This window comes from Mesorhizobium sp. Cs1299R1N1, from assembly GCF_037179655.1.
Classification (GTDB): Bacteria; Pseudomonadota; Alphaproteobacteria; order Rhizobiales; family Rhizobiaceae; genus Mesorhizobium; species Mesorhizobium salmacidum.
Genome location: NZ_JAPYKR010000009.1, coordinates 242,230 through 265,566, shown reverse-complemented (window position 1 = coordinate 265,566; position 23,337 = coordinate 242,230). Strand labels below are relative to the sequence as shown.

The following is a 23,337-nucleotide window of genomic DNA, read 5'->3' as shown; positions in this document are numbered from 1 at the left end:
ATGCCTTGGCCTCTGGACCAGCGCCGCGCCGTTGCTTCGCGTCGCCGCGCCGCTAAGATTACCTGATCGATGTTGGAGGAATGACGATGAAGATCGACGGCGGCTGTCATTGTGGTGCCATCACCTATGAGGCGGAGGTCGACCCGGAAAAGACCTCGATCTGCCACTGTACCGATTGCCAACAGCTGACCGGTACGGCCTTTCGCGTCACTGTTCCCGCGCCGGAAGATCACTACCGGATCACCAGGGGCGCGCCGAAAATCTATATCAAGACCGTGGCGAGCGGCGCCAAGCGTGCCCAGGCTTTTTGTGCCGACTGCGGCTCGCATCTTTATGCGACCTCGGTCGGCGACGGTCCGAAGGTCTATGGGATCAGGGTCGGGACCTCGCGGCAGCGCCAGGACCTAGTTCCGAGACACCAGAAATGGCACCGCTCGGCGCTGCACTGGCTTCCGGAATTCGAGGGCATGACGACGGTGGAGGAGCAGTAGCGTTCAGTCGTCGCCTTCGACGACCCTCAGCCTCAGCTGTCCCGTCTTGGAATCGGCCACGCGCGGTGCGGCCTCCACCTTGGCAGCGCCGCCGTGTGGGGCGTCGGGCTCGCCTTCCCCGAATTCCAGCGCCTCGATCTTCTGGCCGCGCTTGGTCACTTTCGAGGTCGAGACGAGGATGTCTTCGATGTCCTTGGCCGACTGGCCGAAATGGCCCTGCAATTTGCGCACCCGCTCGTCGACACGCTGGACGTCTTCCATCAGCCTGATGACTTCGCCCTGGATCAGATGCGCCTGTTCGCGCATGCGGGCATCCTTGAGGATCGCCTGGATGACCTGGATCGACAGCATCAGCAGCGAAGGCGAGACGATGATGACCCGGGCGCGGTGCGCCTTCTGGACAACCGCTTCGAAATTCTCATGGATTTCGGCGAACACCGATTCCGACGGCACGAACATGAAGGCCGTATCCTGCGTCTCGCCCTGGAGCAGGTATTTTTCCGAAATGTCGCGGACATGGACCTCGATGTCGCGGCGAAAGGCCTGGGCCGCGACCTTCTGCAGGTCGGCCCCGTCGGCGGCGCGGATGGCGTTCCAGGCTTCCAGCGGAAATTTGGCATCGATGGCGAGCGACGGCGCGCCGTTCGGCATTTTCACCAGGCAGTCCGGCCGGCTGCCGTTCGACAGCGTCGCCTGGAATTCATAGGCGCCATGCGGCAGGCCGTCGGCGACGATCGCCTCCATGCGTGACTGGCCGAAGGCGCCGCGCGTCTGCTTGTTGGAGAGGATCGCCTGCAACTGCACGACCTGGCCGGCCAAGGACTGGATGTTGCCTTGCGCGGTGTCGATGACTGCCAGCCGCTCCTGCAGCTTCGCCAGGCTCTCATGCGTTGATTTGGTCTGCTCGGTCATGGTCTGGCCGATGCGGCCGGTCATGGCGTCGAGCCGCTGGCCGATCGATTGCGTCAATTCGGCCTGCCGGGCGCCGAACACTTCGGCAATAGCCCCCATGCGGCCCTGCATTTCCGCCTGCGCCTGCAAAATACCAGCCATGCGTGTCTCGGCGTCGCGGGCATGGTCGGCGGCTTCCGCGGCCGCGACCGCGCGCGCCTTGGCCGACCGCCACAGCGCAGCGACGAGCGCCACGAACAAGCCGAGAAACAGCAAGACGCCAAAGGCCAGCGCGTGGCCGAGCGTGATTGTCGAGGCGCCGAGCCGTACGACAGGCTCTGAAAGGATGGTGCTTAGATCATTCATGTGGACAGCATAGCCGATTCGGCAGGCTGGCACAGATCAAAACGTGAACGAGGCTCAGGCCCACCGGTTGACGCCTTTCTTTAGAGGTCTTAGGTGAAACGCCATGCCGATCAAGCCGCTCATCATCCTTCCCGACCCCATCCTGCGCCAGGTTTCCAAGCCGGTGGAGCGCGTCGACGCGCCCTTGCGCAAACTGGCCGACGACATGCTGGCGACCATGTATGACGCACCCGGCATCGGGCTGGCGGCTATCCAGATCGGCGAACCGCTGCGCATGCTGGTGATCGACCTCGCCAAGGAAGACGAAACGCCGGCGCCGCACGTCTTCATCAACCCGGAGATTCTCGAAAGCGCCGACGCGCGGTCCGTCTACGAGGAAGGCTGCCTGTCGATCCCCGATTACTATGCCGAGGTCGAGCGCCCGGCCTCGGTGCGGGTCAAATATCTCGACCGCGACGGCACGCTGCAGGAGATGGAGGCCGAAGGGCTGATGGCGACCTGCCTGCAGCACGAGATCGACCATCTCAACGGCGTGCTGTTCATCGACCACATCTCGAAGCTGAAGCGCGACATGGTGGTGAAGAAGTTCAAGAAGCTCGCCAGGGACAAGGCGCCAGGCAAGCTGGCGGGATAGGCGCACCCGAGCGCAGAATCCATTGAGCAGCGATCCTCGCCGTGATATCATTGATATCAACGTTGGAGAATTGCATGGGCGATATGCTGATCAGGAACGTCCCCGAACCGTTGAAACGCGAAATCGAACAGGCTGCACGAAGCGGCGGTCAGAGCCTATCTGGAAAAGCAATCGATCTGTTACGGAAAGGCATGGTCGCCGAAAAGGAGGCCAAGCCAGAGCCCGGTCTGTCGGCATGGGACAATATACGCTCCGCGTTCGCGACGGAGAACGCGATCGACGACGAATTCGCCGAGATCATGGACAAGATCGAAGCGGATAGAAAACGCGACTTTGGGCGCCCGGCCGAGGATTTCGAGTGATCGTCCTCGACACCAACGTCATTTCCGAAACGAGCAGGACGGCACCCGATGCGAACGTGGTCGAATGGTTTCGCAAACAGAAGTTGCTTGACCTGTACCTGTGCGGCCCTGTCGTCATCGAGCAATCCTTCGGTGCCGAACGATTTCTGAACAAGACCGGCTCCGATCGCCATGTCCGTGCTCTCGATCACCTGATCTCGAAGCAGTTCTCCGGTCGCGTCGTGGAATTTGCTGGTTCTATCCCTCGCCTTGCCGGCAAGCTCCGAGCGACGCGGGAACGGCTCGGGCGCCCAATCAGCCTTGCTGATGCCATGATCGCCGCGATCTGTCTCGCGCATGACGCCACGTTGGCAACCCGCAACGGTCGCGACTTCGACGGGCTTGACCTTAAGCTCGTAAACCCGTTTGAACCGAATGCCTGAGCCGGGTCACGGCAAGGCAGGAACAAGGCCGCAAAAGAAAATGCCCCTTCGCGTCATCTTCATGGGCACGCCGGAGTTTTCGGTGCCGACGCTGCGTGCCATCGCCGAAGCCGGACATGAGATAGCAGCTGTTTATACGCAGCCGCCGCGCGCCGCGGGCCGGCGCGGGCTGGAGTTGACGCCGTCCCCCGTGCAGCGCGAGGCCGATCGGCTGGGTATCGAGGTGCGCACGCCGACATCGTTGAAGGGCGAGGCCGAACAGGGCGCTTTTGCCGCCCTTGGCGCCGATATCGCCGTGGTCGTCGCCTATGGCTTGCTCCTGCCCAAGGCGGTTCTGGAGGCGCCCCGGCTTGGCTGCGTCAACGGCCACGCTTCGCTTTTGCCGCGCTGGCGCGGCGCCGCGCCCATCCAGCGCGCCATCATGTCCGGCGACGCCGAGACCGGCATGATGGTGATGCGCATGGAGGAGGGCCTCGACACCGGTCCGGTGGGATTGGTTGAAAAATGCGCCATCGACCCCGATATGACAGCCGGCGATCTGCATGATCGGTTGATGAGTGTTGGCGCTGCCCTGATGGTGGAAGCGCTGGCACGGCTGGAACAGAACATCCTGGCATTTACCGCGCAAGCGGCCGAAGGGGTGACTTACGCCAGGAAAATCGATAAATCCGAGACGCGCGTGGAGTGGACACGGCCCGCGGCCGAGGTCCACAACCACATTCGTGGCCTGTCGCCCTTTCCTGGCGCCTGGTCCGAGATTGACATTGGCGGCCGCATCGAACGGCTGAAACTGCTTCGCTCGACGCTGTCCGAAGGCCTGTCGGTTTCGGAAGTTTTGGGCGAGTCGGGAGGAATTCTCGATGACCGGCTGACGGTCGCCTGCGGAAAAGGCGCGATCAGGCTGGTCGAAGTTCAACGCGCGGGCGGAAGGCCCGCTGCCGCGTCGGAGTTCCTGCGCGGAGCCAAGATCGAAAAAGGACTGAAATTCTCATGAGCATGATGTCGATACGCGCGGCGACGCCGCGGGACCGCGAGGCCATTCGCCTCGTCGAGGAACACGCTTTCGGCCAGCAGACGGAGGCCGGGCTGGTCGACGCGTTGGTAACCGGCGGTGACGCTGTCGTCGAACTGGTGGCGGAAGAGGACGGCCAGGCCATTGGCCACATCCTGTTTTCGCGGCTGTTCGTGCAGAACGGCGGCAAGAGTTTTGCCGCCGTGGCGCTTGCCCCGCTGGCGGTGGAGCCGTCTTTTCACGGCTCCGGCATCGGCGGCGCGCTGATCCGCGAGGCCCATATCCGGCTCAGGGATGCCGGCGAGACGCTGGCTGTCGTGCTGGGCGATCCGGCCTATTACGGCCGTTTCGGCTATAGCCACGCCCGGGCTGAAAAGTTCGAAAGCGAATATCAAGGCGAAGCGCTGCAGGCGCTGGCCTGGGGCGACGCACCCGAAGCCGGCAGACTGGTCTACGCCTCGGCCTTTACCGCTCTCGCCGCCTAGGCGAGGGCGTATAACCGACCGGCATGCCGCGTTTTCGCCTCGATATCGAATATGACGGCAGCCTGTTTGCCGGCTGGCAGCATCAGGCCGACCAGCCTTCGGTGCAGCAGGCGATCGAGCAGGCGATCGAGAAATTCTGCGGCGAGGCGGTCCGGCTGCGCGCCGCCGGCCGCACCGATGCCGGCGTGCACGCGACCGCGCAGGTGGCGCATGTCGACCTTGCCAAGGCGTGGCCCGACGACAAGGTGCGCGATGCCATCAATGCACACCTGCAGGTGGCCGGCGCGCGCATCGTCATTCTGAAGGCCACGATCGTCACCGACGATTTCGATGCCCGTTTCTCCGCCATCGGCCGGCACTATCTCTACCGCATCCTCAACCGGCGGGCGCCCTCGGCGCTGGAGAAGGGTAAGATATGGTGGGTGCCGAAGCGGCTCGATGCCGCCGCCATGCACGAGGCGGCGAAGCTCCTGCTCGGCCGGCACGACTTCACCACCTTCCGCTCCACCCAGTGCCAGGCCAACAGCCCGGTCAGGACGTTGGAGCGGCTCGATGTGAACCGGACGGGCGACGTGATCGAGGTGAGAGCCTCCGCGCGGTCCTTCCTGCACAACCAGGTGCGCTCCATGGTCGGCTCGCTCAAGCGGGTCGGCGACGGCGGCTGGACATCAGGCGACCTCAAGACCGCGCTCGATGCGCGAGACCGCGCCGCCTGCGGGCAGGTGGCGCCGCCCGATGGACTTTTCCTGATAGGCGTCGATTATCCCGGATAGAACCCGGTTCTATCCCGGATAGAGCCCGGAAAGGCTTTGGGCCCCGACATCGTCCGGCACGCTGATCCCAAGCAGCATCTGCAGCCCGAACAGCGCCAGCAGCGAAGCGATGAACATGCCGACGAAAACGGCGGTGCCGACCGCCGCGCCCCTGCCGATCGTGGCGGTGGTCATGCGCCAGGTCAGCACCATCGACAGGGAAAACAACAGCAGCGACACTAAGCTCGCGACCTGGCTTGTCGACGACAGGAAAAGCCTGATCAGCGCCGATGGCAGCATCAGCCAGGCGGTGATGGCCGAGGCCCAGTTGCTGGCGACGACATAGTGGACGAAGCGCCCGCCGATGCCGGCGCGCGGCGCCACCAAGGCGAGCGCGACCAGCGGCAGCACCCAGGAGCCGATATCGACCGTCGCCAGCCGCACCAGCATGCTGAAGCGGCCGGCGAAGGCATCGGGATCGCTGATCTCGTTGGCGATGCCGACCCAGCCGACGATCAGCGCCGGTGTCGCGACGATGATGGCGAAGAACGAATTCCAGAAGCCGTCGGCCGACAGGTCGAGCAGGCGCAGCCCGTCGACCTTGCCGAGCATCAGCCGCCAGGCGCCGGTCAGCGAAGCTTGGGTTTCGTCCGCGGTAAGCATCTCAGCCCTGTCCGAACCAGTCGTCGATGAAGCGCTGGTAGATCCGCGTCAGCGTTTCCAGATCGGCGATGGCGACGCGCTCGTCGACCATGTGCATGGTCTTGCCGACCAGGCCGAATTCCACCACCGGGCAATAATCCTTGATGAAGCGCGCATCCGATGTGCCGCCGGAGGTGGACAGCGCCGGCGTTTTGCCGACCACCGCCTTGACCGAGCCGCTCAGCGTCTCGACCAGCCTGTCGTCGCGGGTCAGGAAGACATGGCTCGGCCGGTCGCGCCAGACGAGGTCATAGTCGACCGGCGTCTTCTTGCCTGGCCGGTATTTCTTGCGCCCCGCTGCCTGATCGAGGCGGTTGTGGATTTCCGCCTGGACCGTCTCTGCCGTCCAGCTGTCGTTGAAGCGGATGTTGAAGGTGGCGGTGGCCTTGGCAGGAATGACGTTGGTCGCCGGGTTGCCGACATCGATGGAGGTTACCTCCAGATTGGTCGGCTGGAAATCCTGGGTTCCCTTGTCGAAGACGGGATGCAGCAAGGCGTCCACCAGACTCATCAGGCCGCGCACCGGATTGTCGGCAAGCTGCGGATAAGCGGCATGGCCCTGGCGGCCATTGACGGTGATGCTGCCCGACATCGAGCCGCGCCGGCCGATCTTGATCATGTCGCCGAGCGTGTCCGGATTGGTCGGCTCGCCGACGATCGAGGCGTCCCACTTTTCGCCTTTGGACGCGGCCCATTCGAGCAGCTTGACCGTGCCGTTGATGGCCGGACCTTCCTCGTCGCCGGTGATCAGCAGCGACACCGAACCCTTCGGGCCGCCATTTGCCTCGACATGGCGCGCCACAGCGGCGATGAAACAGGCTATGCCGCCCTTCATGTCGACGGCGCCGCGGCCATACATCTCGCCATTGGCGATCTCGGCGGCGAAAGGCGGATGCGTCCAGGCGGCTTCGTCGCCGATGGGCACGACGTCGGTATGGCCCGCGAACATCAGATGCGGGCCGTTGCCGGAGCGCCGTGCATAGAGGTTCTCGATATCAGGCGTGCCGTCCTCGGAGAACACCGGCCGATCGACCAGGAAGCCGAGCGGTTTCAGCATAGCCTCCAGCGCGCTCAGGGCGCCGCCTTCGGCTGGCGTCACCGAGGCACAGCGGATGAGAGAGACGAGGTTTGCGGCGGGGTCAGTCGGCAGCGTCATGGCAAAAGCGATAGTCGAAAGCGAAAGGCCTGTCACTGCCAGACATAGGGCCAAGCCAATGGCCGACGATACCGCCGACATTATGGTTTTCATGTCGTATAGTTCTGGCCGACGCGGAGTAAGAGATGGCAAACGGCGAAAAGAGGATCGTCATTGCCGGCGCCGGCAGCATTGGCTGTTATGCCGGCGGCTGCCTGGCGCTCGCCGGGCGGCGGGTTGTCCTGCTCGCCAGGCCGCGCGTCGAGGCAGCGCTGCGGCAGGGCGGATTGCGCGTCAGCGACCTCGACGGCCGCGATCGCCTGATCGAGCCCGAAGCGCTTGCCGTCACCACCGATCCTGCCGTCGCCTTGCCGGAGGCCGAGGTGATCCTGGTCACCGTCAAGAGCGGCGCGACACAGGATATGGCAGCACTCATCAAGGCCCATGCCCGTCCGGATGCCGTGGTCGTGAGTCTGCAGAACGGCGTCGACAATGCCGACAGGCTGCGCGCGGCGCTTGGCCGGCAAACGGTGCTGGCCGGCATGGTGCCGTTCAATGTCGTGCAATCAGCCGATGGAGAGCTGCCGCTGCACGTCCACCGCGCCAGCGACGGCAAGGTGATGGTCGAAGATGCCGGCCTTGCCGGCCTTCTCGACATCGAAGGCCTCGTGGTCGAAACGCATGGCGACATGAAGGCCGTGCTGTGGGGCAAGCTTCTGATGAACCTGAACAATGCGTTGGTGGCGCTGTCAGGCCTTCCGCTGGCAACCGAACTCGCCGACAGGCGCTGGCGGCTGATCCTCGCCGACCAGATCGACGAGGCGCTGCGGGCCATGAAGGCCTCCGGCGTCGAGCCGGCGCGCATCGCCGGCGTGCGCCCGGCGCTGCTGCCGAGGGTGCTCAGGCTGCCCGACTGGCTGTTCAAATTGCTGGCGCGGCGCATGCTGGCGATCGACCCCGAGGCGCGCTCGTCGATGTGGGACGATCTGCGGCGCGGCCGGCCGACCGAGATCGACGACCTGCAGGGTGCTGTTTTGCGGCTCGCTGAAAAAGCCGGCACGCCGGCGCCGACGGTCCAGCGGATCAGCGCCCTGGTGCGCGCGGCGGAAGCCGAGCGGCTCGGCTCGCCGGACCTGATGCCGGAGAAGGTTGTGGCGCCGCCGGCCGGCCGTCGATCAACGTGATCTTCTGCCAGATTTTGCGCGACAGGTTGGATGCCAGGTTCTCGACGTCGTTGACGCCGTCGATGACGACGGCGTCATTGACGGACTGGGCGAACAGCGCCGCGATCTTGCCGGTGATCGACAGCATTTCGGAGCAATAGTCGAGATAGCGAGCGAGATCCGCGGCATTGGTGATGCGGGCCGGCGAATGCGAGGTCGGTTTGAAACTGGCCGACAGCGCCGCCGGATCCTTGGTCAGCTGATGCATGTCGATGACGTGGATCAGCGAACGCAGGCCGTGCAACTGGCGAAACACCTGCTTGCGCTTGATCCGCTCCTCGGTGCGGATCAGGGCGAGGAAGCCGAGCACGGCGAGGATGATCATGTTGATCGTGGCTTCGATGCCTTGCACCGACTGCACCGCGTCGTCGGCCTGGGAGATGTGAATGAGCGGCAGGATGGTGCCGACGAACAGGAAGATCAGCCCACCGGCGATCACGGCGGCGACAATGATGCCACGCAGCCACCAGATCGGCGCTTCCAGCGCCTTGGCGGCCTTGGCCAGATCGCGCGACAACGACACCAGTTCGGCGGCGACGCCGCGCAACCCGGCGTCCGGGAAACGGTCGGCCACGCGGCCTTCAAGCCGCTCGGCGGTTTCGATGATCAGTTTCGGATCAAGCGTGCGGTAGCGCATGGCGAGATATCCGATCGGCCCCCTTAGAGCGTGATGCCGAAAAGTGTGAAGCGGTTTTCGGACGACGTCATGCTCTATTTCTTTGATTCAGCCGGCTCGTTGGTGCGCCGGCCGTAGCGATTGGGCCCAGGCTGCCCTGGAAACAGGCACAACACAAGGAAGGCGACGATCGAGACGACCGGCACGAACAGGATCAGCGCGGCGATGCCCGGCTTGTCGAGGTCGTGCAGCCGCTTCACCGCCAGCGCGATGTTCGACCACAGCGAGGCGATGAAGGCGATGAAGAAGATGAACGACCACATGTTGCTCTCGGCCGAGCCCTCCGGCACCAGCGTGAAGCGGTACAGCGGGAACGCCTGGATGATGGCGACGAGCAATCCGCCGAGAAAATAGGCCGCGCGGCTGACGCGGCCCGAGGTCTTGAAGAAAAGCCAGTTGAGATCCGATCTTTCAGGCAAGCGGGTCCGATCCATATTGATTGGCACCCCTGGTGCCTTCGAGGATGCCGAGTTCGACCAGCAGCCAGATGCCGCCGATGACGGGTACGAAGCCGATCAGCGTCCACCAGCCCGACTTGTTGCGGTCGTGCCAGCGTTTGGCATAGAGGGCAATCGCGAAATAGATCGATGCCAGCGCGAAGAGGATGCCGATGATGCCGATCTGGGCACCGCTGGCCGTGGTGAAACGCGTGCCGAGGATCGCATCGAGAATGAAAGCAATAACGCCGATAACGATGAATACGCCGATGCCAGCCCAGAACTTGCCCCGGTTGATGCGACCGTCGAAGCTTGTGAGCAGATATTTCCAGTCCATGTCACCCCTCCATGTTGAACCAGCGCGACCGATCGTCGCGCCGGCGGAAGGTGCACCTGCCCGGCTGAAAGATCAATCGCGCAGCAATTCGTTGATCGAGGTCTTGGACCGGGTCCTGGCGTCGACCCGCTTGACGATGACGGCGCAATAGAGGCCTGGGCCCGGTTCGTTGTTTGGAAACGGCTTGCCCGGCATCGATCCGGCGACGACGACGGAATTCGGCGGCACCTCGCCGTAGAAGACCTCACCGGTGGCGCGGTCGACGATCTTGGTCGACTGGCCGATGAAGACGCCCATGCCGAGCACCGAGCCTTCGCGCACGATGCAGCCCTCGACCACTTCGGAACGCGCGCCGATGAAGCAATTGTCCTCGATGATGGTGGGGCCGGCCTGCATCGGCTCCAGCACGCCGCCGATGCCGACGCCGCCCGAAAGGTGGACATTCTTGCCTATCTGGGCACAGGAGCCGACCGAAGCCCAGGTATCGACCATGGTGCCGCTATCGACATAGGCGCCGACATTGACGAAGGACGGCATCAAGACGGCGCCGGGCGCGACATAGGCTGAACGGCGCACGATCGATGACGGCACGGCGCGGAAGCCCGCCTTCTCGAAATCGACGGCGCTCCAGCCGTCGAACTTGGACGCCACCTTGTCCCACCACACGGCCTCGCCGGGGCCGCCCTTGATGATCTCCATCGGATTGAGCCGGAAGGAGAGCAGCACGGCCTTCTTCAGCCACTGGTTGACGAGCCATTTGCCGTCGGCCTGCCGCTCGGCGACGCGGGCGGTGCCGCGGTCGAGCAGGTCGAGTGCCGATTGGATGGCGTCGCGCACCTCGCCGCGGGTCGCGGTCGAAATGGCATCGCGTTCCTCGAAGGCCCTGTCGATGGTCTTTTCGAGGCTCGCCAGATCGGGCTTCGACATGAATTTGCTCCATTACCAAGCTGTTAAGGGGCTGCGCCTTAACCTGTTTAAAAGTCGCGCGGACCCTATGTTAAGGCTCAATGGGGGTCAATCGCGGCTGCGTCACGGGACGACGCAAGTAAAGGAATGGACGGGTGGATTCGATGACTCCCATGGAAAAGGCGGGATGGACGCCGCTGCCGCATTCGGACGAGGATCTGGAGCGGTCGAAAAGCGTGCCGGACACGCCGCAGACGCGGGCCGAAACCTACCGCCTGGCCTGGAACGATCCCGACTTCATGACGCGGCGCGAATTGCGAGCGGTCAGGCTGCAACTGGAACTGCTGAAGCCGGAAATGATCCTGGCCGAGCGCGGCATCCGTTCGACGGTGATCCTGTTCGGCGGCGCGCGCCTGCCCGAACCGGGCGGCGAGGCCTGGGCCGCCAAGAACGAGACGCAGAAGAAGAACCTCGAGGAAAACAGCAAATATTACGAAGAGGCGCGCAAATTCGCCCGCCTCTGCTCGCAGCAGTCGGCCACGTCATATTATCGCGAATATGTCGTGGTGACCGGCGGCGGGCCCGGCGTGATGGAGGCGGGAAACCGCGGCGCCGCCGATGTCGGCGCGCCGTCGATCGGGCTCAACATCGTGCTGCCGCACGAGCAGGCACCGAACCCCTATGTTACGCCGGAGCTCTGCTTCAACTTCCACTATTTTGCCATCCGCAAGATGCACTTCGTCATGCGCGCCAAGGCCGTGGCGGTGTTTCCCGGCGGCTTCGGCACGATGGACGAGTTCTTCGAGACGCTGACGCTGATCCAGACCGGGCGCATGGAGCGCGTGCCGGTGATCCTGTTCGGCAAATCCTTCTGGAAGCGGGCGATCGACCTCGACTTCCTCGCCGAGCAAGGCACCATCAGCCCGGGCGACCAGGACATCATCGATTTCGTCGACACAGCCGACGAAGCCTGGAGCATCATCAGCCGCTTCTACAAGCTAGGGGAATAGGAATTGCGGGAACGGGGAAATGAGGAACTGGGGAAATGAAGAGGAACTGGGGAAATGAGGAATTGACGAAATGAGGGGCATGGTCTTGCGTCCCGACCAATTCCTCAATTCCTCAATTCCTCAATTCCTCAATTCCTCAATTCCTCAATTCCTCAATTCCTCAATTCCTCAATTCCTCAATTCCCCAGTTCCTCACTCCATTACGACTATGGTCGTGAGGAACGTGGCGAGATCGTCGGTGACGAAATCGACGTCATCCTCGTTGGCCGGGTCGCGTTCCCAGATTTCCGAGAAGGTCGGCTCGAAATTGCGCGGCACCACGAGAACCGTGGTCATGCCCAGCGACTTCGGCACGGAAAGGTTGCGGGCGAGATCCTCGAACATCACCGCATTGTGGCCGGTGACGGCGTGCAGTTCTGCGAACTTCTCGTAGGTCTGGCGCGCCGGCTTGGGGTTGAGGCCGGCGGCGACGATATCGAAGATGTCATCGAAATGCTCGAGGATGCCGAGCTGGCGCGCGGTGCGCTCGGCGTGTCTGCGGTCGCCATTGGTGAAGATGAACTTGCGGCCGGGAAGCTGGCGGATGGCGGTGCCGAGAACGGGATCGGGCACCAGCCACGAATAATCGATGTCATGGACCTTCTCGAGGAAGTCGTCGGGATCGATGCCGTGGCGCGTCATCAGCCCGTTCAGCGTCGTGCCGTATTCGCGATACAGCTCCTTTTGCAGCTTGCGCGCCTCCTCGCGCGGCAGCGCCAGCAGTTCCCCGACATAGGCGGTCATCTTGACGTCGATCTGCGAGAACAGATTCGAGTGGTGCGGATAGAGCGTGTTGTCGAGGTCGAATACCCAGTCGGTGACATGGGCGAAGCGGGCGGGGTCGGGAAGCGTGGTCATGCGCTCCTTATGGCATGAAACAGGGATTCTGAAAGGGACTTTATCCACAACTTCTGCGCGTTGAAGTTGCAGAAATAGCCTCACGATTCAAATTTTATGCATCCCGGAAAGATAGCCTTCAGGGCTTGCTGGCACAGAGACAGTCCTGTGGGGAGCCCGCGATGAACAGCATCATTCTCAAAGCCGCCGCCATCGCCTTCGCCTCCGTCGCGGCCTCTCTCCTGCTGACGTTGATCATCGTGCCGGCCATGGGGTTCCCGGTCACCCGCACGATCTGGCTGACATCGACGCTCTGTCCGTTGGTCCTTGCCTGGACGGCATGCGCCGGCACGTTCTGGCAGAGCGACAGGCTGAAGAACGCCCATCGCGAACTTGCCCGTGCCCATGCCCAACTCGCCGCCGCGCACCGCCGCCTGGCGGAAAAGGCGAGCCGCGACGACATGACCGGCATGCTCAACCGGGAGAGCTTCTTTGCCGCGCTGGACGGCTCCCGGCGCAAGTCCGACCGCGGCGCGCTGCTGATCATCGACGCCGATCATTTCAAGACGATCAATGACAATTTTGGCCACCTGACGGGCGACGACGCGCTGCTGTTGATCGCCAGCGCCATCGAGCGCGGCGTGCGCGGCGGCGACGTGCTCGGCCGCATCGGCGGCGAGGAGTTCGGCGCGTTTCTGACCGGAGCCACGGAAGAGGAGGCCAAGCGCGTTGCCGAACGGATCCGCCGCGAGGTCGAACTGATCCGCTTCCGGCCTGTCGATGAACGGACCATCCCGTTGACGGTCAGCATAGGCGGCACCGTCTGCGGCGAGGATGTCAACGTATCGGAGCTGATGCGCGCCGCGGACCGGCGCCTCTACCAGGCCAAGCATGCGGGCCGCAACCTGACGATCCTGGGCACGGATATCTCGGCCGCCGCGTGACTTGATCACGAATGACTGCCGGCCGTCGCAACGAGGCAGGCGGCCAGCAACCTCAATGGTGGGCGCCAGGGTGAGGAACGCACCTTCGCTCGGGCGTCGCGCGATCTTGCCTCGATCAGGCAGGCGCCAACTGTTTGCCGACGAAGGGTGGCGCAAGAGCCTGACCGGCGACGCCGGCGCCAATGATGGCGACCGGCAATGCCTCGGTGGCGGCGACAGCCATCATTACAGGCCGTAGACGGCGATGCGCACCAGTACGGCGGCGGCGGCCAGCGACACCAGCAGGATGCCGACGCCGATGGGCGAGCCCCAGCCATACCATTCCATCGCCAGCTTGGCGTATTTGAACTCTTCCTCATGCGAGAGAGGCGTATGCTGTTGGATCGGGGTCATTTCCACTCCTCGTTGGCGGCCGACCCTTGCCTATCGCAACCCGCGGCCGCATATTGCTATAACAGTCTAAATGTTAGACAGATTGATAGTTAGATGATCGAAACAACTTCGTCAAGCGGAGATCGCACCGAACTGGCCGCCGCGATCGGACTTGCCATCATGCAGTGGCAGGACGCGACGCAGGCCTATGACGAGGCGGTGGGGGCGAGACTCGGCCTCAACATGGCTGAGCGCCATTGCGTTGGTTTGCTCCATGGCGGCCCGCAATCGGCCGGTGCGATCGCGGCCGCGACCGGGCTGACGCCGGCCGCGGTGACGGCGCTGATCGATCGGCTGGAGGCGCGCGGCCTGTTGACGCGCAAGCGCAGCCTCGAGGACAGGCGCAAGGTGGTCATTGAGGCAACGGAGGCAACACGGGAGCTGTCGGCGCGATATTACGGCGCCATCGCGCGGGAAGGCGAGAAGGTCATTGCCACGTTCAGCGACGCCGAGCTTGCCACCATTCGGCGCTTCATCACCGCCGCGCTCGACCTGCAATGCGACCAGCTAGAGAGGTTGAAGGCCGAGGCGCCGCAAGCGCGCCGATTTGAATCGTCAATCGCCTAGCGTTCCGATCGGCCGAAGCGCCGTTCGAGATAGGCCTGGCCGAATTCCAGCGCGATCGACAGGATCCAGTAAATCATCGAGGCGGTGATCAGCATCTCGATGTGGCGGAACTCCGTCTGACCCATCGTGCGGGCGAGATACATGATCTCCCAGACGCCGACGACCGATACCAGCGAGGAATCCTTCAGCATGGCGATGAACTGGTTGCCGGTGGGCGGAATGATGACGCGCATGGCCTGCGGGAGGATGACCAGCGCCATGGTCTGGCCGGGACTCAGGCCGAGCGCCGTTGCGCCTTCGCTTTGGCCGCGCGGAATGCTTTCGATGCCGGCGCGGAATATCTCGGTCATGTAGGCGCCATAACACAGCGACAGCGCCACGATGCCGGCCGGCACCGCGCCGATCACGTAGCCGACCTGCGGCAGGCCGAGATAGATGATGTAGATTTGCATCAGCAACGGCAGGCCGCGAAACAGCGACGTGTAGAAGGTGGCCAGTCCGTAAACGATGCCGTTGCCGGTCAGTTTGGCGATGGCGCCGACAAGCGCGATCAAGGTCGCGATCAGGATCGAGATCGCCGAGATGTAAAGCGTCGTGGTGACGCCCTGGGTGATCAGGAAGCCGACCTTCCTGGCGATGAAGGCAAAGGAGAGGTCGAAGGAATAGAAGAACAGCATCAGCAGCGCGAACAGCTCGATCCAGACGCCGGCGATCTGCTGGCGTCGGGGCAGGAGCAGCAGCAGCTTGCAGTTCACCAGCACCAGGAGCGCGATCAACACGGCCGAGAGCGCGCGCGACAGGGCTGGGTTGGCCTGCAACCAGTCGGATGCAAGCGGCATGAACGAGCCGATCCAGCTCGACTTGATACCCATGGCGTAGAGGGCCGCGGCCAGCAGCGCGGGAAAAAGCGCCGCCGCGGCGTGGCGAACGAGCCCTGGATAGGAGAGCATCAGCCTGCCGATCATGCCGTCACCTTGTCCTTGGCGGTGGCGCGGCGTTCCCGCCACCAGTCCTGCGCCTGCAGTTTCCAGTAGGTGAGCTGCGCGGCGGCCAGGCCGGCGGCTCCGCCGGCCCAGCTCAGTCCGAACGGCGCGAACTGCCGGTACCGGTCCGAAACGCCCAGAATGCCCTCCGCGACAATTTTTCCGGCAATCGCCGTGGTGTTGAGGCCATGGCCACCGAAAGCGGTGCAGTACCAGACGCCTGATCGCAGCTCTCCGATCTGGGGCATCAGGTGCCGGGCGTAGGACATCAGCCCGGACCAGGCCAGCTCGGTCCTGAGGCCGGCAAGCTGCGGGTAGGTGCCGACCATCTCGCGGCGCAACTCGTGCGCCAGCGCGTCGGCGGAAGCGGCGCGCGTGGTGATGCGCCCGCCCCACAAAAGGCGATTGCCGCCCTCGACCAGGCGATAATAGTCGCCGGCCCGCCTGTTGTCGCCGACCGCATCTGTCGTGGCGACGGCTTGCACAATGAGGCGGGGAGCCGCCTCGGAAACCATCACATAGGTCGCGATGGGCAGAAAGGCGCGGTAGAGCTGGCCGAATACCGGGCCGGTATAGCCGCCGGTCGCGAGCACGATCTGGGGTGCCCGAAGCGTGCCCTGTCTGGTGCGAAGCATCTTTTGCGATCCCGAGAGATCGCATTCTACGACCTCCGAGCTTTCATGGATTTTGCCCCCCAGGCGCTCGATCTCGTCGGCCAGGCAACGCAGATAGTTCAGCGGATGGATGTGAAAGGCGTTCGGGTCGCGCAGGCCCTGGTGGTAACGGACGGACTTCAGCACCGCACGGACGTCTTCTCTATCGAGATACTGAAGTTCATAGCCATGGTCGCGGGCGATCTGGTCGGCATAGGCCTTCAGCGCATCGCCGTTGTCATAGCGCAAGACGCTGAGCAGGCCGGCACGCGGCAGGGCGGCCGATATTCCGAGCGTCTCGATGGTGTCGCGCACGAATTCCACGCCTTCGATCGACAGCCGATGCAGGTCGCGCGCCGCCTCTCCGCCGACCCGTGCGGCGATATTGTCGCCGCCGGTGGCGAAGCCGGGCGTGACGAAACCGCCATTGCGGCCCGAAGCGCCGAAACCGACGACATGGGCTTCCAGCACGGCGACGTGCCGTCCGGCGCGCGCCAGCTGCAGCGCTGTCGTCAGCCCGGCCAGTCCGGCGCCGACGACGGCCACGTCACATTGCGCCTCGCCTTGCAGCGGAGGCCTCGTCCTCCGGTCGGTCAGAGTGCGGGCATAATAGGTGTCCGGATAGGCCATCGATGACTTTGCGGTGAGGGGCATGCGTTTGGTGACGCCGCCGGCTGCCGAGGGACAGCCGGCGGAATGACTTTACTTGGCGCTGTAGTCCTTGCCGTACCACTTCGTGGTCAGCGCGGCGAGCGTGCCGTCCGTCTTCATCCCGGTGATGATGCCCGCGACCTTTGCGGCCCAGTCGGGATCCTTCTTCTCGGCGATGACGACGAGCGGCTCGCGGAAAGCGTACTCGCCTTCCAGGATCTTCACGGGATAGCCGTTCTTGATGGCATTCTGCGCCGTCTGCTCCGGGGCGATCACGGCGTTCAGGCGCACGCCGTCGCCAAGCCGCAGGTCATCGAAGGGAAGCATGGAATCCGCATAGGTGCGGATCTCGCCCGGCTCGAGCTTGTATTCGATGGGAGCCAGGCCGGGCGCGTCGATTTCGAGCTTGCGGCGGATGAAATCCTCCGAGGTGGTGGCCGTCTCGACGCCGATGATCTTGCCGTTGAGATCGGCGACCGATTTCGCGCCGCTGTCCTTGTGCAGGACGTAGACATAGGGGCTGTAATAATAGATGCCGACAAAGTCGATCACCTTGGAACGGGCTTTCGTCGGCGTGACAGATCCGACGCCGAGGTCGTAGCGTCCCTGCCAGCGCCCGCCGGTCAGCGTCGCCCAATCGGGCGTTTCGAACGAGACCTCGACGCCAAGCCGCTTGCCGATCTCGCGCGAGACATCGATGTCGAATCCGGCGAGTTCGTTGCTATCGTTGAGAAAGCTCTGTGGTGGCCAGGCCGCGTTGGTGGCGATGACCATCGCCTTTTTCGACGTGACGCGGTCCAGGGTTTCCCCGGCCATGGCCGCCGTTGTGATCGCGAATGTCGCGACGGCAAGAACGGCTAAATCGAATAGCTTTTTCAAAGTTATCCCTCCCTTATGGTTGAAACTGATAGGATGCTTGACGTCGGATCTCAGCGCTTTCAGCCACAGCTTCAACGCGGACCGGTTTCGGTTTGTGCCCACCACAGCCGAAGCTGGTTCCCCTGATGGACCGGCGTTTGTGACCCAGACAGTCAGGTCGCAAAAAGAAGGGTTCTACCCGGCGAAATGCGGGATAATGGCGATCGCGCAGTCATTGCGTGCCTTGAGACGGCAAAGTGCCGGATATGTTCGCTTTGTTCCGTCCACGCCGGCCCGTCTTCCGGATTGTCGCGGGGGCTGTTCAGCCGATAGGATCGCGCGGCGGGTGTGATGGTTGCAGCGCGGATCGAGCGAGAGGATTTGTTTGTGGAATTGACCGAGAAGGATCGTCAGCTGCTCGCGCTGATGCAGAAGAATGCGCGTGAGCCGGTCGCGTCACTGGCGCGTCAGCTCGGCGTATCGCGGACAGCGTTGCAGGAGCGGATCCAGAAGCTGGAGGCCGGCGGCATCATCGAAGGCTATACCGTGCGGCTGACCAAGGCGGCGGCCCAGAACGCCGTCCACTGTTTCACGCTCGCCGCCCTGAACAACAAGAGCTATCCGGACGTCTCCAGAAAGATCAAGGCGATGCCTTCGATCCAGGCGGTCTACGCCATAACCGGCGAATGGGACCTGATCATCCACCTTGCCGCCGAGACGCTCGAGAAGCTGAACCGGGAGGTGAATGCCCTGAATGAAATCGGCGGCGTCATCAAAACCGCTTCCCATGTGGTGATGGAGACGAAGTTCAACCGGACCATCTACGCATTGTAGAAGATGGCGGGATGTCCGGCGGCGGCGACCATTGCCGGTTCGAGCGCCGTCTGGCCCTTTGCGGGGGGCGACGATCGCCTTCGAAATCGCACTCTGGAAGGCATCGCGCAAGGCGTCGAAAGACGGCAGCACGTGATAGGCGCTGGAACTTGTAGATCTCGTAGCGGTGCCAATCACCGTCTCCAGGTCGAACGGCTCATAGTGGGCGTCCTTGCCCTCGACCGCTGCAAACGTCGGCAGGGGACGGGACTATTTCGGCTGGACCCCATAGGCGACAAGAAACGCCTCCACCGAGGCATCCGCGTGCCGTTCAAGTTCGGCCTTGGAGCGCGCATTGCTTCCAGTGAACATAGCTTCATTCATGGGGATCCAAAGAAGCATTCCAAAAAAATGGCTGGCTGCCAGATGGGGGTCACTGGTTTGCATCAGTCCCCGATCGGTGAGCTTTTGAAAGCAGGACGCCATCGAGGCAAGCATGCGCTCAAAACCTTTATCGTACCAGCTGCGGCCAAGCTGCGGCATTCGATCCGCGTTGGCGATGATCAGGCGTCGCAGCTTTAACAACTCTTCATCCATGAGCATCGTTATCAAACGTCGAGCAAGCTGCTGCAGGCCACCCTCCATGAATTTCGCCTCTGAGAGCAGTGTCGTCACGGACTCGATGATATCGTTGACTTGGGTCGCGGTTGATAGAACAACTTCGCCGAAAAGCGTCTCCTTGTCTGTGAAATGCTTGTACACGGTCTGCTTGGAAGCTCCCGCCCTGGTGGCGATTTCCTCCATGCTGGTTCCATCATAGCCCTTGCTGATGAACGCCGCCGTGGCCGCCTGGATGATTTCACGATCCTTGCGTGCCGATCTGGTCTCACCCTTGATTTCCATTGGTGCTCTTCAACCAGTACTAGACGGTACCGTTCCCTCATGATAGTCATCAAACGGTACTGGACTGACTAGTACCTGTCAACGAAGGCAAGGCTTTAGACCGATGACCAAGATGATCTTCATAAACCTGCCGGTGCGCGATCTGCAGGCCGCGACCAACTTCTATCTCGCGATCGGGGGCACGCTGAATCCGCAGTTCTCGAACGACCAGGCCAGCTCGATCATGTTCTCGGACTCCATTGGAGTCATGTTGCTTACGCATCGGCATTACAGCCAGTTCACGGCGCGGCAGATCGGCAACCCCAGGCGTGATAGCCAGATGCTGATAGCGCTCACCACGGACAGCAAGGACGCCGTCAACGCCGTGATCGAGAAGGGCGTGACGGCAGGCGGCCGCGCTGATCCCAATCCAGCGCAGGATCTCGGCTTCATGTTCAACCGCCACATCGAAGACCCCGACGGCAACGTCTGGGAGTTCCTGTGGATGAACCCCGCCACCCTGCAATAGCCTGTCGGGCTCAAAGCGTCTAAAGCGCGTCGCGTCGAAACGGATTCATGCGACGCGCTTTAGGTCTTTGTTTTTTAAGCCATGTCGTATTCCCAAAACCGAAACGGACTAGACCGTCGCCGGGTCGAGCGCCGGCTGGCCCTTGCGGCGCGCGACGATCGCTTCGAAATCCGCGGTCTGGAAGGCATCGCGCAAGGCGTCGAAGGACGGCAGCACGAAATAGGCGCGCTGGAATTTGTCGATCTCGTAGCCGGTGCGCATCACCGTCTCCAGGTCGAACGGCACATGGTGGGCGTCTTTGCTCTCGACCGCGAACTGCAACTCGGTAAACGATGACATCAGCCCGGCGCCAAACGCCTTCAGCGGCTGGCCAGCCTCCTGCATCAGGCCGTATTCGGCTGTGTACCAGTAGAGCCGGGTGATCATCTCGTCGCCGCCGAGCGCGATGATGTCGCCGGCCTTCTTGCCATACATCTGCATGAAGTCGGCGAACACCGGCTGCGACAGCACCGGCACATGGCCGAAGAAGTCATGGAACATGTCCGGCTCGACGATGTAATCGAGTTCCTGCCTGGTGCGCAGCCAGTTGGTGACCGGGAAGCGGCGGTTGGCGAGGTGATCGAAGAAGGGGGCGGCCGGAATGAGGCCGGGCACGGCGACTATTTCCCAGCCGGTCAGCTTGCGCAGCTTGGTGCTGACGTCCTCGAAATCGGGGATGCGATCGAGAAGGCCGAGCTTCTCGACGCCATCTAGATAGGAGTGGTGGGCGAGCTTGCGCGTCAGCTTCGTCTGACGGTCGCACAGCGTGCGCCACACCGCCTGCTCCTCGGCCGAATAGTCATAACCCTGCGCCACGGTAAAATCGGCGCGGCAGACCGAGTAGTCACCACGCAACCCTTGCGCCGCGCAGTCGCGGGCATATTCGGCAACGCTCATCGTCGTCATGGTTTTTCTCCTCGCAAAGCATCAATGGCTAACGTGCTCAGAGGCTAACCGCATTTGCCGAGGCAATTCGGTTTTGATGATGGACCACTCGCCATATTCGGGATAACATTCACTCACAATCCGCATGGGAGGAGTAAAAATGCCTCAATTCGACGATTTCGAGATCAGGATGCTCGATGTCCTGCAACGCGACGGGCGCAAGCCCGTCTCCGAGCTGGCGCAGGAGATCGGCCTCTCCACCACGCCCTGCGCGCGGCGCTTCGAAGCGCTGCAGGAAGCCGGCATCATCAAGGGATTTGCCGCAATGATCAGCCGCCGCGCCGTCGGCCTGATGGTCGAGGTGTTCATCCAGGTGCGCCTCGTCAGCCATAGCGACGGCTCGCCCGAAAGCTTCATCGCCGCGGTGCAGCGCATGGACGAGGTGTCGTCGTGCTGGACGATGACCGGCGACCATGACTTCCTGCTGCATGTCATGGTGCCGTCGGTCGACGAGCTCAACGCCTTCGTCATGCACCGGCTGATGCGGCTCGACGGCGTGCGCGATGTCCACACGCAACTGGTGCTGCAGAACATCAAGGGACCCGGCCACGTGCCGCTCGCGCATCTCAGGCGCTGATGGTGCCGGCCTTCCGCATTTTGCGGAAAAGCTGCACGCAAACTGCTGAAACGGGCCCATCGGGCGGCGCTATCGCCGGCCAGCATGCGCGGACCAACTCCCTGGAGGTCCGCCATGAACATCGTCCTGATCAATCCGCCGCACACAGCCATCGGCAGCCGCGTGCCCGACGATCATTTGCCGCCGCTTGGTCTTCTGGCGATCGGCGGCCCGCTGATCGACGCCGGCCACGAGGTGCGGCTCGTCGATGCCGAGTTCGGGCCGATGCCGCTCGCCTCGGTCGTCGCGGAAGCCCTGAAGGACTGCCCCGACTTCGTCCTGATCGGCCATTCCGGATCGACCTCGGCGCATCCGACCGCCTTGTTGATCGCCGGGATGATCAAGACGCGCGAGCCGGCGACGATCATCCTCTACGGCGGCGTGTTCCCGACCTATCACTGGTGCGACATCCTTGCCGAAACCAGCGTTTTCGACTTCATCGTGCGCGGCGAGGGCGAGGCGACCGTGGTGGCGCTGGTCGAGGCGGTTGAAATGCGCCAGCCGCCGGCAAGCGTTGCCGGCATCGCCTATCGCGACGATCTCAATCGTCCTTTCGCCACGCAAGCGGCGATGACCATCGCCGACCTCGACGCCTACCGCGTCGGCTGGGAACTGATCGACCACCGCAGATACGGTTACTGGGGTGGCAAGCGCGCCGTGGTCATGCAGTTTTCGCGCGGCTGCCCGCATCTGTGCAGCTATTGCGGCCAGCGCGGTTTCTGGACCCGCTGGCGGCATCGCGACCCCGTCAAGTTCGCCAAGGAGATCGCCTGGCTGCACCGCCAGCACGGCGTCGAGCTGATCAACCTCGCCGACGAGAACCCGACCGTCTCGAAGAAGGCCTGGCGCGCTTTCCTGGAGGCCATGATCGCCGAGGACGTGCCGGTGCTGATCGTCGGTTCGACCCGCGCCGACGACATCGTGCGCGACGCCGACATGCTGCACCTTTACCGCAAGGCTGGCGTCATCCGCTGGTTGCTCGGCATGGAGAACACCGACGAGCAGACCTTGCAATTGATCCGCAAAGGCGGCAGCACCTCGTCCGATCGCGAGGCGATACGGCTGCTGCGAAGGCACGGCATCCTGTCGATGGCGACCTGGGTGGCCGGCTTCGAGGATGAGGGGTTCCGCGATCTCTGGCGCGGCTTTCGCCAACTCATCGCTTATGACCCAGATCAGATCCAGGCGCTCTATGTGACGCCGCATCGGTGGACGCCGTTCTTCCGCATCGCGCGCGACCGCAGGGTCATCCAAAGGGACGCCCGCCTGTGGGACTACAAGCACCAGGTGCTGCACATGAGCCGGCTCAAGCCGTGGATGCTGTTCTTTTCGGTCAAGCTGATCGAACTGGCGGTGCAGTCGCGGCCGAAGGCGCTGGCGCGCATCCTGTTCCATCCCGACCCCGAGCAGCGGCATTCGATGCGCTGGTACACAAAAATGGGCCGCCGCGTCTGGTTCCGCGAGGTCTGGGGTTTTCTGGTGACTGACCGCCGGGTGAAAAGCGGCCCGACGCTCGCCGAATTCTGGGGCGCGCCCCAGGACGCCGAGGAGGAATCGATGGTCTTCCAGCGTCCGGCGAAGAGACCTGCAACGGTGCCTGCCGCCGTGCTGCATGTGGCGCCGGAGCAGCGTGCCTTTCGCATCTCGCCGCCGCCGGCCTGACCCGTCCCGCCCTGGCCGTCAGCGGTGCACGCGCTAATTTCTGGCG

29 protein-coding genes and 1 pseudogene are annotated in these 23,337 nt (G+C 63.3%); 15 read left to right on the top strand and 15 right to left on the bottom strand.

Annotated features, from left to right (window positions below; all coding sequences use genetic code 11):
• Nucleotides 1–86: 86 nt before the first annotated feature.
• Complete coding sequence (locus O7A70_RS21225; RefSeq protein ID WP_337142139.1) at nucleotides 87–491, top strand: GFA family protein; 405 nt, start codon at nucleotides 87–89, stop codon at nucleotides 489–491.
• 3 nt (nucleotides 492–494) lie between these two features.
• Here the strand turns inward: O7A70_RS21225 and O7A70_RS21220 are convergent, their stop codons facing one another.
• On the bottom strand, nucleotides 495–1,748 hold the full coding sequence (locus O7A70_RS21220; protein ID WP_337142138.1) for a DNA recombination protein RmuC: 1,254 nt from the start codon (nucleotides 1,746–1,748) through the stop codon (nucleotides 495–497).
• A 103-nt stretch (nucleotides 1,749–1,851) separates the two neighbouring features.
• Here O7A70_RS21220 and def point away from each other — a divergent pair, with 103 nt between their 5' ends.
• The 6 genes from def (at nucleotide 1,852) to truA (ending at nucleotide 5,436) form a co-directional block, all read left to right on the top strand.
• Complete coding sequence (def, locus tag O7A70_RS21215) at nucleotides 1,852–2,382, top strand: peptide deformylase (protein WP_027143816.1); 531 nt, start codon at nucleotides 1,852–1,854, stop codon at nucleotides 2,380–2,382.
• A gap of 74 nt (nucleotides 2,383–2,456) precedes the next feature.
• Nucleotides 2,457–2,744 carry a plasmid stabilization protein gene (locus O7A70_RS21210; protein ID WP_337142136.1) on the top strand — a complete coding sequence of 96 codons (288 nt, stop codon included), beginning with the start codon at nucleotides 2,457–2,459 and terminating at the stop codon, nucleotides 2,742–2,744.
• A complete protein-coding gene (locus tag O7A70_RS21205; protein WP_337142135.1) occupies nucleotides 2,741–3,166 on the top strand; it encodes a type II toxin-antitoxin system VapC family toxin in 426 nt (141 codons plus the stop codon). The genes O7A70_RS21210 and O7A70_RS21205 overlap by 4 nt, the downstream gene beginning before the upstream one ends.
• A gap of 40 nt (nucleotides 3,167–3,206) precedes the next feature.
• Nucleotides 3,207–4,160: a methionyl-tRNA formyltransferase gene (gene fmt / locus O7A70_RS21200; RefSeq protein ID WP_337142134.1), complete on the top strand. Its 954-nt coding sequence runs from the start codon at nucleotides 3,207–3,209 to the stop codon at nucleotides 4,158–4,160.
• Nucleotides 4,157–4,663 (top strand): GNAT family N-acetyltransferase, encoded by a 507-nt coding sequence (locus O7A70_RS21195; protein ID WP_337142133.1) that lies wholly within the window; start codon nucleotides 4,157–4,159, stop codon nucleotides 4,661–4,663. Before fmt ends, O7A70_RS21195 begins: the two co-directional genes overlap by 4 nt.
• 23 nt (nucleotides 4,664–4,686) lie before the next feature.
• Nucleotides 4,687–5,436, top strand: coding sequence for a tRNA pseudouridine(38-40) synthase TruA (gene truA / locus O7A70_RS21190; protein ID WP_337142132.1), 750 nt, complete (start codon nucleotides 4,687–4,689; stop codon nucleotides 5,434–5,436).
• A gap of 9 nt (nucleotides 5,437–5,445) precedes the next feature.
• Here truA and O7A70_RS21185 read toward each other — a convergent pair whose 3' ends face one another.
• Nucleotides 5,446–6,078, bottom strand: coding sequence for a transporter (locus O7A70_RS21185; RefSeq protein ID WP_337142131.1), 633 nt, complete (start codon nucleotides 6,076–6,078; stop codon nucleotides 5,446–5,448).
• Between the two features lies 1 nt (nucleotide 6,079).
• Nucleotides 6,080–7,273, bottom strand: a complete 1,194-nt coding sequence (gene dapE / locus O7A70_RS21180) for a succinyl-diaminopimelate desuccinylase (protein ID WP_337142130.1) — start codon at nucleotides 7,271–7,273, stop codon at nucleotides 6,080–6,082.
• Between the two features lie 125 nt (nucleotides 7,274–7,398).
• On the opposite strand from dapE, the gene O7A70_RS21175 reads away from it, so the two are divergent.
• A complete protein-coding gene (locus tag O7A70_RS21175; RefSeq protein ID WP_337142128.1) occupies nucleotides 7,399–8,436 on the top strand; it encodes a 2-dehydropantoate 2-reductase in 1,038 nt (345 codons plus the stop codon).
• Here O7A70_RS21175 and O7A70_RS21170 read toward each other — a convergent pair.
• The 4 genes from O7A70_RS21170 to dapD form a co-directional block, all read right to left on the bottom strand.
• Complete coding sequence (locus O7A70_RS21170; RefSeq protein ID WP_337142127.1) at nucleotides 8,336–9,112, bottom strand: hypothetical protein; 777 nt, start codon at nucleotides 9,110–9,112, stop codon at nucleotides 8,336–8,338. The two genes, O7A70_RS21175 and O7A70_RS21170, sit on opposite strands and share 101 nt — an antisense overlap.
• Nucleotides 9,113–9,186: 74 nt before the next feature.
• Nucleotides 9,187–9,570 carry a DUF805 domain-containing protein gene (locus O7A70_RS21165; RefSeq protein ID WP_027143826.1) on the bottom strand — a complete coding sequence of 128 codons (384 nt, stop codon included), beginning with the start codon at nucleotides 9,568–9,570 and terminating at the stop codon, nucleotides 9,187–9,189.
• Complete coding sequence (locus tag O7A70_RS21160) at nucleotides 9,563–9,925, bottom strand: DUF805 domain-containing protein (protein ID WP_027143827.1); 363 nt, start codon at nucleotides 9,923–9,925, stop codon at nucleotides 9,563–9,565. Before O7A70_RS21160 ends, O7A70_RS21165 begins: the two co-directional genes overlap by 8 nt.
• Nucleotides 9,926–9,997: 72 nt before the next feature.
• The gene (gene dapD, locus O7A70_RS21155; RefSeq protein WP_337142126.1) at nucleotides 9,998–10,852 is read right to left on the bottom strand and encodes a 2,3,4,5-tetrahydropyridine-2,6-dicarboxylate N-succinyltransferase; all 855 of its coding nucleotides are present in this window, start codon (nucleotides 10,850–10,852) and stop codon (nucleotides 9,998–10,000) included.
• Between the two features lie 143 nt (nucleotides 10,853–10,995).
• Here dapD and O7A70_RS21150 point away from each other — a divergent pair, with 143 nt between their 5' ends.
• On the top strand, nucleotides 10,996–11,841 hold the full coding sequence (locus tag O7A70_RS21150) for an LOG family protein (protein ID WP_027143829.1): 846 nt from the start codon (nucleotides 10,996–10,998) through the stop codon (nucleotides 11,839–11,841).
• 192 nt (nucleotides 11,842–12,033) lie between these two features.
• On the opposite strand, the gene O7A70_RS21145 is transcribed toward O7A70_RS21150, so the two are convergent.
• Nucleotides 12,034–12,738, bottom strand: coding sequence for a pyrimidine 5'-nucleotidase (locus O7A70_RS21145; RefSeq protein ID WP_027143830.1), 705 nt, complete (start codon nucleotides 12,736–12,738; stop codon nucleotides 12,034–12,036).
• Nucleotides 12,739–12,899: 161 nt separating this feature from the next.
• Between O7A70_RS21145 and O7A70_RS21140 the strand changes: the two genes are divergently transcribed.
• Nucleotides 12,900–13,661 carry a GGDEF domain-containing protein gene (locus O7A70_RS21140; protein ID WP_027143831.1) on the top strand — a complete coding sequence of 254 codons (762 nt, stop codon included), beginning with the start codon at nucleotides 12,900–12,902 and terminating at the stop codon, nucleotides 13,659–13,661.
• 225 nt (nucleotides 13,662–13,886) lie between these two features.
• Here O7A70_RS21140 and O7A70_RS21135 read toward each other — a convergent pair whose 3' ends face one another.
• The gene (locus O7A70_RS21135) at nucleotides 13,887–14,054 is read right to left on the bottom strand and encodes a hypothetical protein (protein WP_337142123.1); all 168 of its coding nucleotides are present in this window, start codon (nucleotides 14,052–14,054) and stop codon (nucleotides 13,887–13,889) included.
• A gap of 93 nt (nucleotides 14,055–14,147) precedes the next feature.
• Between O7A70_RS21135 and O7A70_RS21130 the strand changes: the two genes are divergently transcribed.
• Nucleotides 14,148–14,660 carry a MarR family winged helix-turn-helix transcriptional regulator gene (locus tag O7A70_RS21130; protein ID WP_337142121.1) on the top strand — a complete coding sequence of 171 codons (513 nt, stop codon included), beginning with the start codon at nucleotides 14,148–14,150 and terminating at the stop codon, nucleotides 14,658–14,660.
• On the opposite strand, the gene O7A70_RS21125 is transcribed toward O7A70_RS21130, so the two are convergent.
• The 3 genes from O7A70_RS21125 to O7A70_RS21115 all read right to left on the bottom strand — a co-directional run bounded on the left by O7A70_RS21125 (nucleotide 14,657) and on the right by O7A70_RS21115 (nucleotide 17,763).
• Nucleotides 14,657–15,625 (bottom strand): amino acid ABC transporter permease, encoded by a 969-nt coding sequence (locus O7A70_RS21125; RefSeq protein ID WP_337142120.1) that lies wholly within the window; start codon nucleotides 15,623–15,625, stop codon nucleotides 14,657–14,659. The genes O7A70_RS21130 and O7A70_RS21125 overlap by 4 nt on opposite strands.
• Entirely contained in the window at nucleotides 15,622–16,926 is a 1,305-nt protein-coding gene (locus O7A70_RS21120; RefSeq protein WP_337142283.1) for an NAD(P)/FAD-dependent oxidoreductase, read from the bottom strand. The genes O7A70_RS21125 and O7A70_RS21120 overlap by 4 nt, the downstream gene beginning before the upstream one ends.
• A 72-nt stretch (nucleotides 16,927–16,998) precedes the next feature.
• On the bottom strand, nucleotides 16,999–17,763 hold the full coding sequence (locus O7A70_RS21115; RefSeq protein ID WP_337142282.1) for a transporter substrate-binding domain-containing protein: 765 nt from the start codon (nucleotides 17,761–17,763) through the stop codon (nucleotides 16,999–17,001).
• Between the two features lie 429 nt (nucleotides 17,764–18,192).
• Between O7A70_RS21115 and O7A70_RS21110 the strand changes: the two genes are divergently transcribed.
• Complete coding sequence (locus O7A70_RS21110; protein WP_198028776.1) at nucleotides 18,193–18,639, top strand: Lrp/AsnC family transcriptional regulator; 447 nt, start codon at nucleotides 18,193–18,195, stop codon at nucleotides 18,637–18,639.
• On the opposite strand, the pseudogene O7A70_RS34210 reads toward O7A70_RS21110, so the two are convergent.
• Together O7A70_RS34210 and O7A70_RS21105 are read right to left on the bottom strand one after the other, a co-directional pair.
• Nucleotides 18,627–18,864 (bottom strand): annotated as a pseudogene (locus O7A70_RS34210) (hypothetical protein); the annotation flags it as partial. The gene O7A70_RS21110 and the pseudogene O7A70_RS34210 sit on opposite strands and share 13 nt — an antisense overlap.
• A 24-nt stretch (nucleotides 18,865–18,888) precedes the next feature.
• Nucleotides 18,889–19,521 carry a TetR/AcrR family transcriptional regulator gene (locus tag O7A70_RS21105; protein ID WP_337142118.1) on the bottom strand — a complete coding sequence of 211 codons (633 nt, stop codon included), beginning with the start codon at nucleotides 19,519–19,521 and terminating at the stop codon, nucleotides 18,889–18,891.
• Between the two features lie 103 nt (nucleotides 19,522–19,624).
• On the opposite strand from O7A70_RS21105, the gene O7A70_RS21100 reads away from it, so the two are divergent.
• Nucleotides 19,625–20,029: a VOC family protein gene (locus O7A70_RS21100; protein ID WP_337142116.1), complete on the top strand. Its 405-nt coding sequence runs from the start codon at nucleotides 19,625–19,627 to the stop codon at nucleotides 20,027–20,029.
• Between the two features lie 108 nt (nucleotides 20,030–20,137).
• Here the strand turns inward: O7A70_RS21100 and phhA are convergent, their stop codons facing one another.
• On the bottom strand, nucleotides 20,138–20,974 hold the full coding sequence (gene phhA / locus O7A70_RS21095; RefSeq protein ID WP_337142115.1) for a phenylalanine 4-monooxygenase: 837 nt from the start codon (nucleotides 20,972–20,974) through the stop codon (nucleotides 20,138–20,140).
• A 139-nt stretch (nucleotides 20,975–21,113) separates the two neighbouring features.
• Between phhA and O7A70_RS21090 the strand changes: the two genes are divergently transcribed.
• A complete protein-coding gene (locus O7A70_RS21090) occupies nucleotides 21,114–21,590 on the top strand; it encodes an Lrp/AsnC family transcriptional regulator (protein ID WP_027143838.1) in 477 nt (158 codons plus the stop codon).
• A 114-nt stretch (nucleotides 21,591–21,704) separates the two neighbouring features.
• A complete protein-coding gene (gene bchE, locus O7A70_RS21085) occupies nucleotides 21,705–23,291 on the top strand; it encodes a magnesium-protoporphyrin IX monomethyl ester anaerobic oxidative cyclase (RefSeq protein WP_337142113.1) in 1,587 nt (528 codons plus the stop codon).
• The last annotated feature ends 46 nt before the right edge of the window (nucleotides 23,292–23,337 follow it).

Coding starts and splice junctions, on each gene's coding strand:
- O7A70_RS21225 (WP_337142139.1), top strand. CDS start 87: ATGAAGATCGACGGCGGCTGTCATTGTGGTGCCATCACCTATGAGGCG.
- O7A70_RS21220 (WP_337142138.1), bottom strand. CDS start 1,748: ATGAATGATCTAAGCACCATCCTTTCAGAGCCTGTCGTACGGCTCGGC.
- def (WP_027143816.1), top strand. CDS start 1,852: ATGCCGATCAAGCCGCTCATCATCCTTCCCGACCCCATCCTGCGCCAG.
- O7A70_RS21210 (WP_337142136.1), top strand. CDS start 2,457: ATGGGCGATATGCTGATCAGGAACGTCCCCGAACCGTTGAAACGCGAA.
- fmt (WP_337142134.1), top strand. CDS start 3,207: ATGCCCCTTCGCGTCATCTTCATGGGCACGCCGGAGTTTTCGGTGCCG.
- O7A70_RS21195 (WP_337142133.1), top strand. CDS start 4,157: ATGAGCATGATGTCGATACGCGCGGCGACGCCGCGGGACCGCGAGGCC.
- truA (WP_337142132.1), top strand. CDS start 4,687: ATGCCGCGTTTTCGCCTCGATATCGAATATGACGGCAGCCTGTTTGCC.
- O7A70_RS21185 (WP_337142131.1), bottom strand. CDS start 6,078: ATGCTTACCGCGGACGAAACCCAAGCTTCGCTGACCGGCGCCTGGCGG.
- dapE (WP_337142130.1), bottom strand. CDS start 7,273: ATGACGCTGCCGACTGACCCCGCCGCAAACCTCGTCTCTCTCATCCGC.
- O7A70_RS21175 (WP_337142128.1), top strand. CDS start 7,399: ATGGCAAACGGCGAAAAGAGGATCGTCATTGCCGGCGCCGGCAGCATT.
- O7A70_RS21170 (WP_337142127.1), bottom strand. CDS start 9,112: ATGCGCTACCGCACGCTTGATCCGAAACTGATCATCGAAACCGCCGAG.
- O7A70_RS21160 (WP_027143827.1), bottom strand. CDS start 9,925: ATGGACTGGAAATATCTGCTCACAAGCTTCGACGGTCGCATCAACCGG.
- dapD (WP_337142126.1), bottom strand. CDS start 10,852: ATGTCGAAGCCCGATCTGGCGAGCCTCGAAAAGACCATCGACAGGGCC.
- O7A70_RS21150 (WP_027143829.1), top strand. CDS start 10,996: ATGACTCCCATGGAAAAGGCGGGATGGACGCCGCTGCCGCATTCGGAC.
- O7A70_RS21145 (WP_027143830.1), bottom strand. CDS start 12,738: ATGACCACGCTTCCCGACCCCGCCCGCTTCGCCCATGTCACCGACTGG.
- O7A70_RS21140 (WP_027143831.1), top strand. CDS start 12,900: ATGAACAGCATCATTCTCAAAGCCGCCGCCATCGCCTTCGCCTCCGTC.
- O7A70_RS21135 (WP_337142123.1), bottom strand. CDS start 14,054: ATGACCCCGATCCAACAGCATACGCCTCTCTCGCATGAGGAAGAGTTC.
- O7A70_RS21130 (WP_337142121.1), top strand. CDS start 14,148: ATGATCGAAACAACTTCGTCAAGCGGAGATCGCACCGAACTGGCCGCC.
- O7A70_RS21125 (WP_337142120.1), bottom strand. CDS start 15,625: ATGATCGGCAGGCTGATGCTCTCCTATCCAGGGCTCGTTCGCCACGCC.
- O7A70_RS21120 (WP_337142283.1), bottom strand. CDS start 16,926: ATGGCCTATCCGGACACCTATTATGCCCGCACTCTGACCGACCGGAGG.
- O7A70_RS21115 (WP_337142282.1), bottom strand. CDS start 17,763: ATGGCCGGGGAAACCCTGGACCGCGTCACGTCGAAAAAGGCGATGGTC.
- O7A70_RS21105 (WP_337142118.1), bottom strand. CDS start 19,521: ATGGAAATCAAGGGTGAGACCAGATCGGCACGCAAGGATCGTGAAATC.
- O7A70_RS21100 (WP_337142116.1), top strand. CDS start 19,625: ATGACCAAGATGATCTTCATAAACCTGCCGGTGCGCGATCTGCAGGCC.
- phhA (WP_337142115.1), bottom strand. CDS start 20,974: ATGACGACGATGAGCGTTGCCGAATATGCCCGCGACTGCGCGGCGCAA.
- O7A70_RS21090 (WP_027143838.1), top strand. CDS start 21,114: ATGCCTCAATTCGACGATTTCGAGATCAGGATGCTCGATGTCCTGCAA.
- bchE (WP_337142113.1), top strand. CDS start 21,705: ATGAACATCGTCCTGATCAATCCGCCGCACACAGCCATCGGCAGCCGC.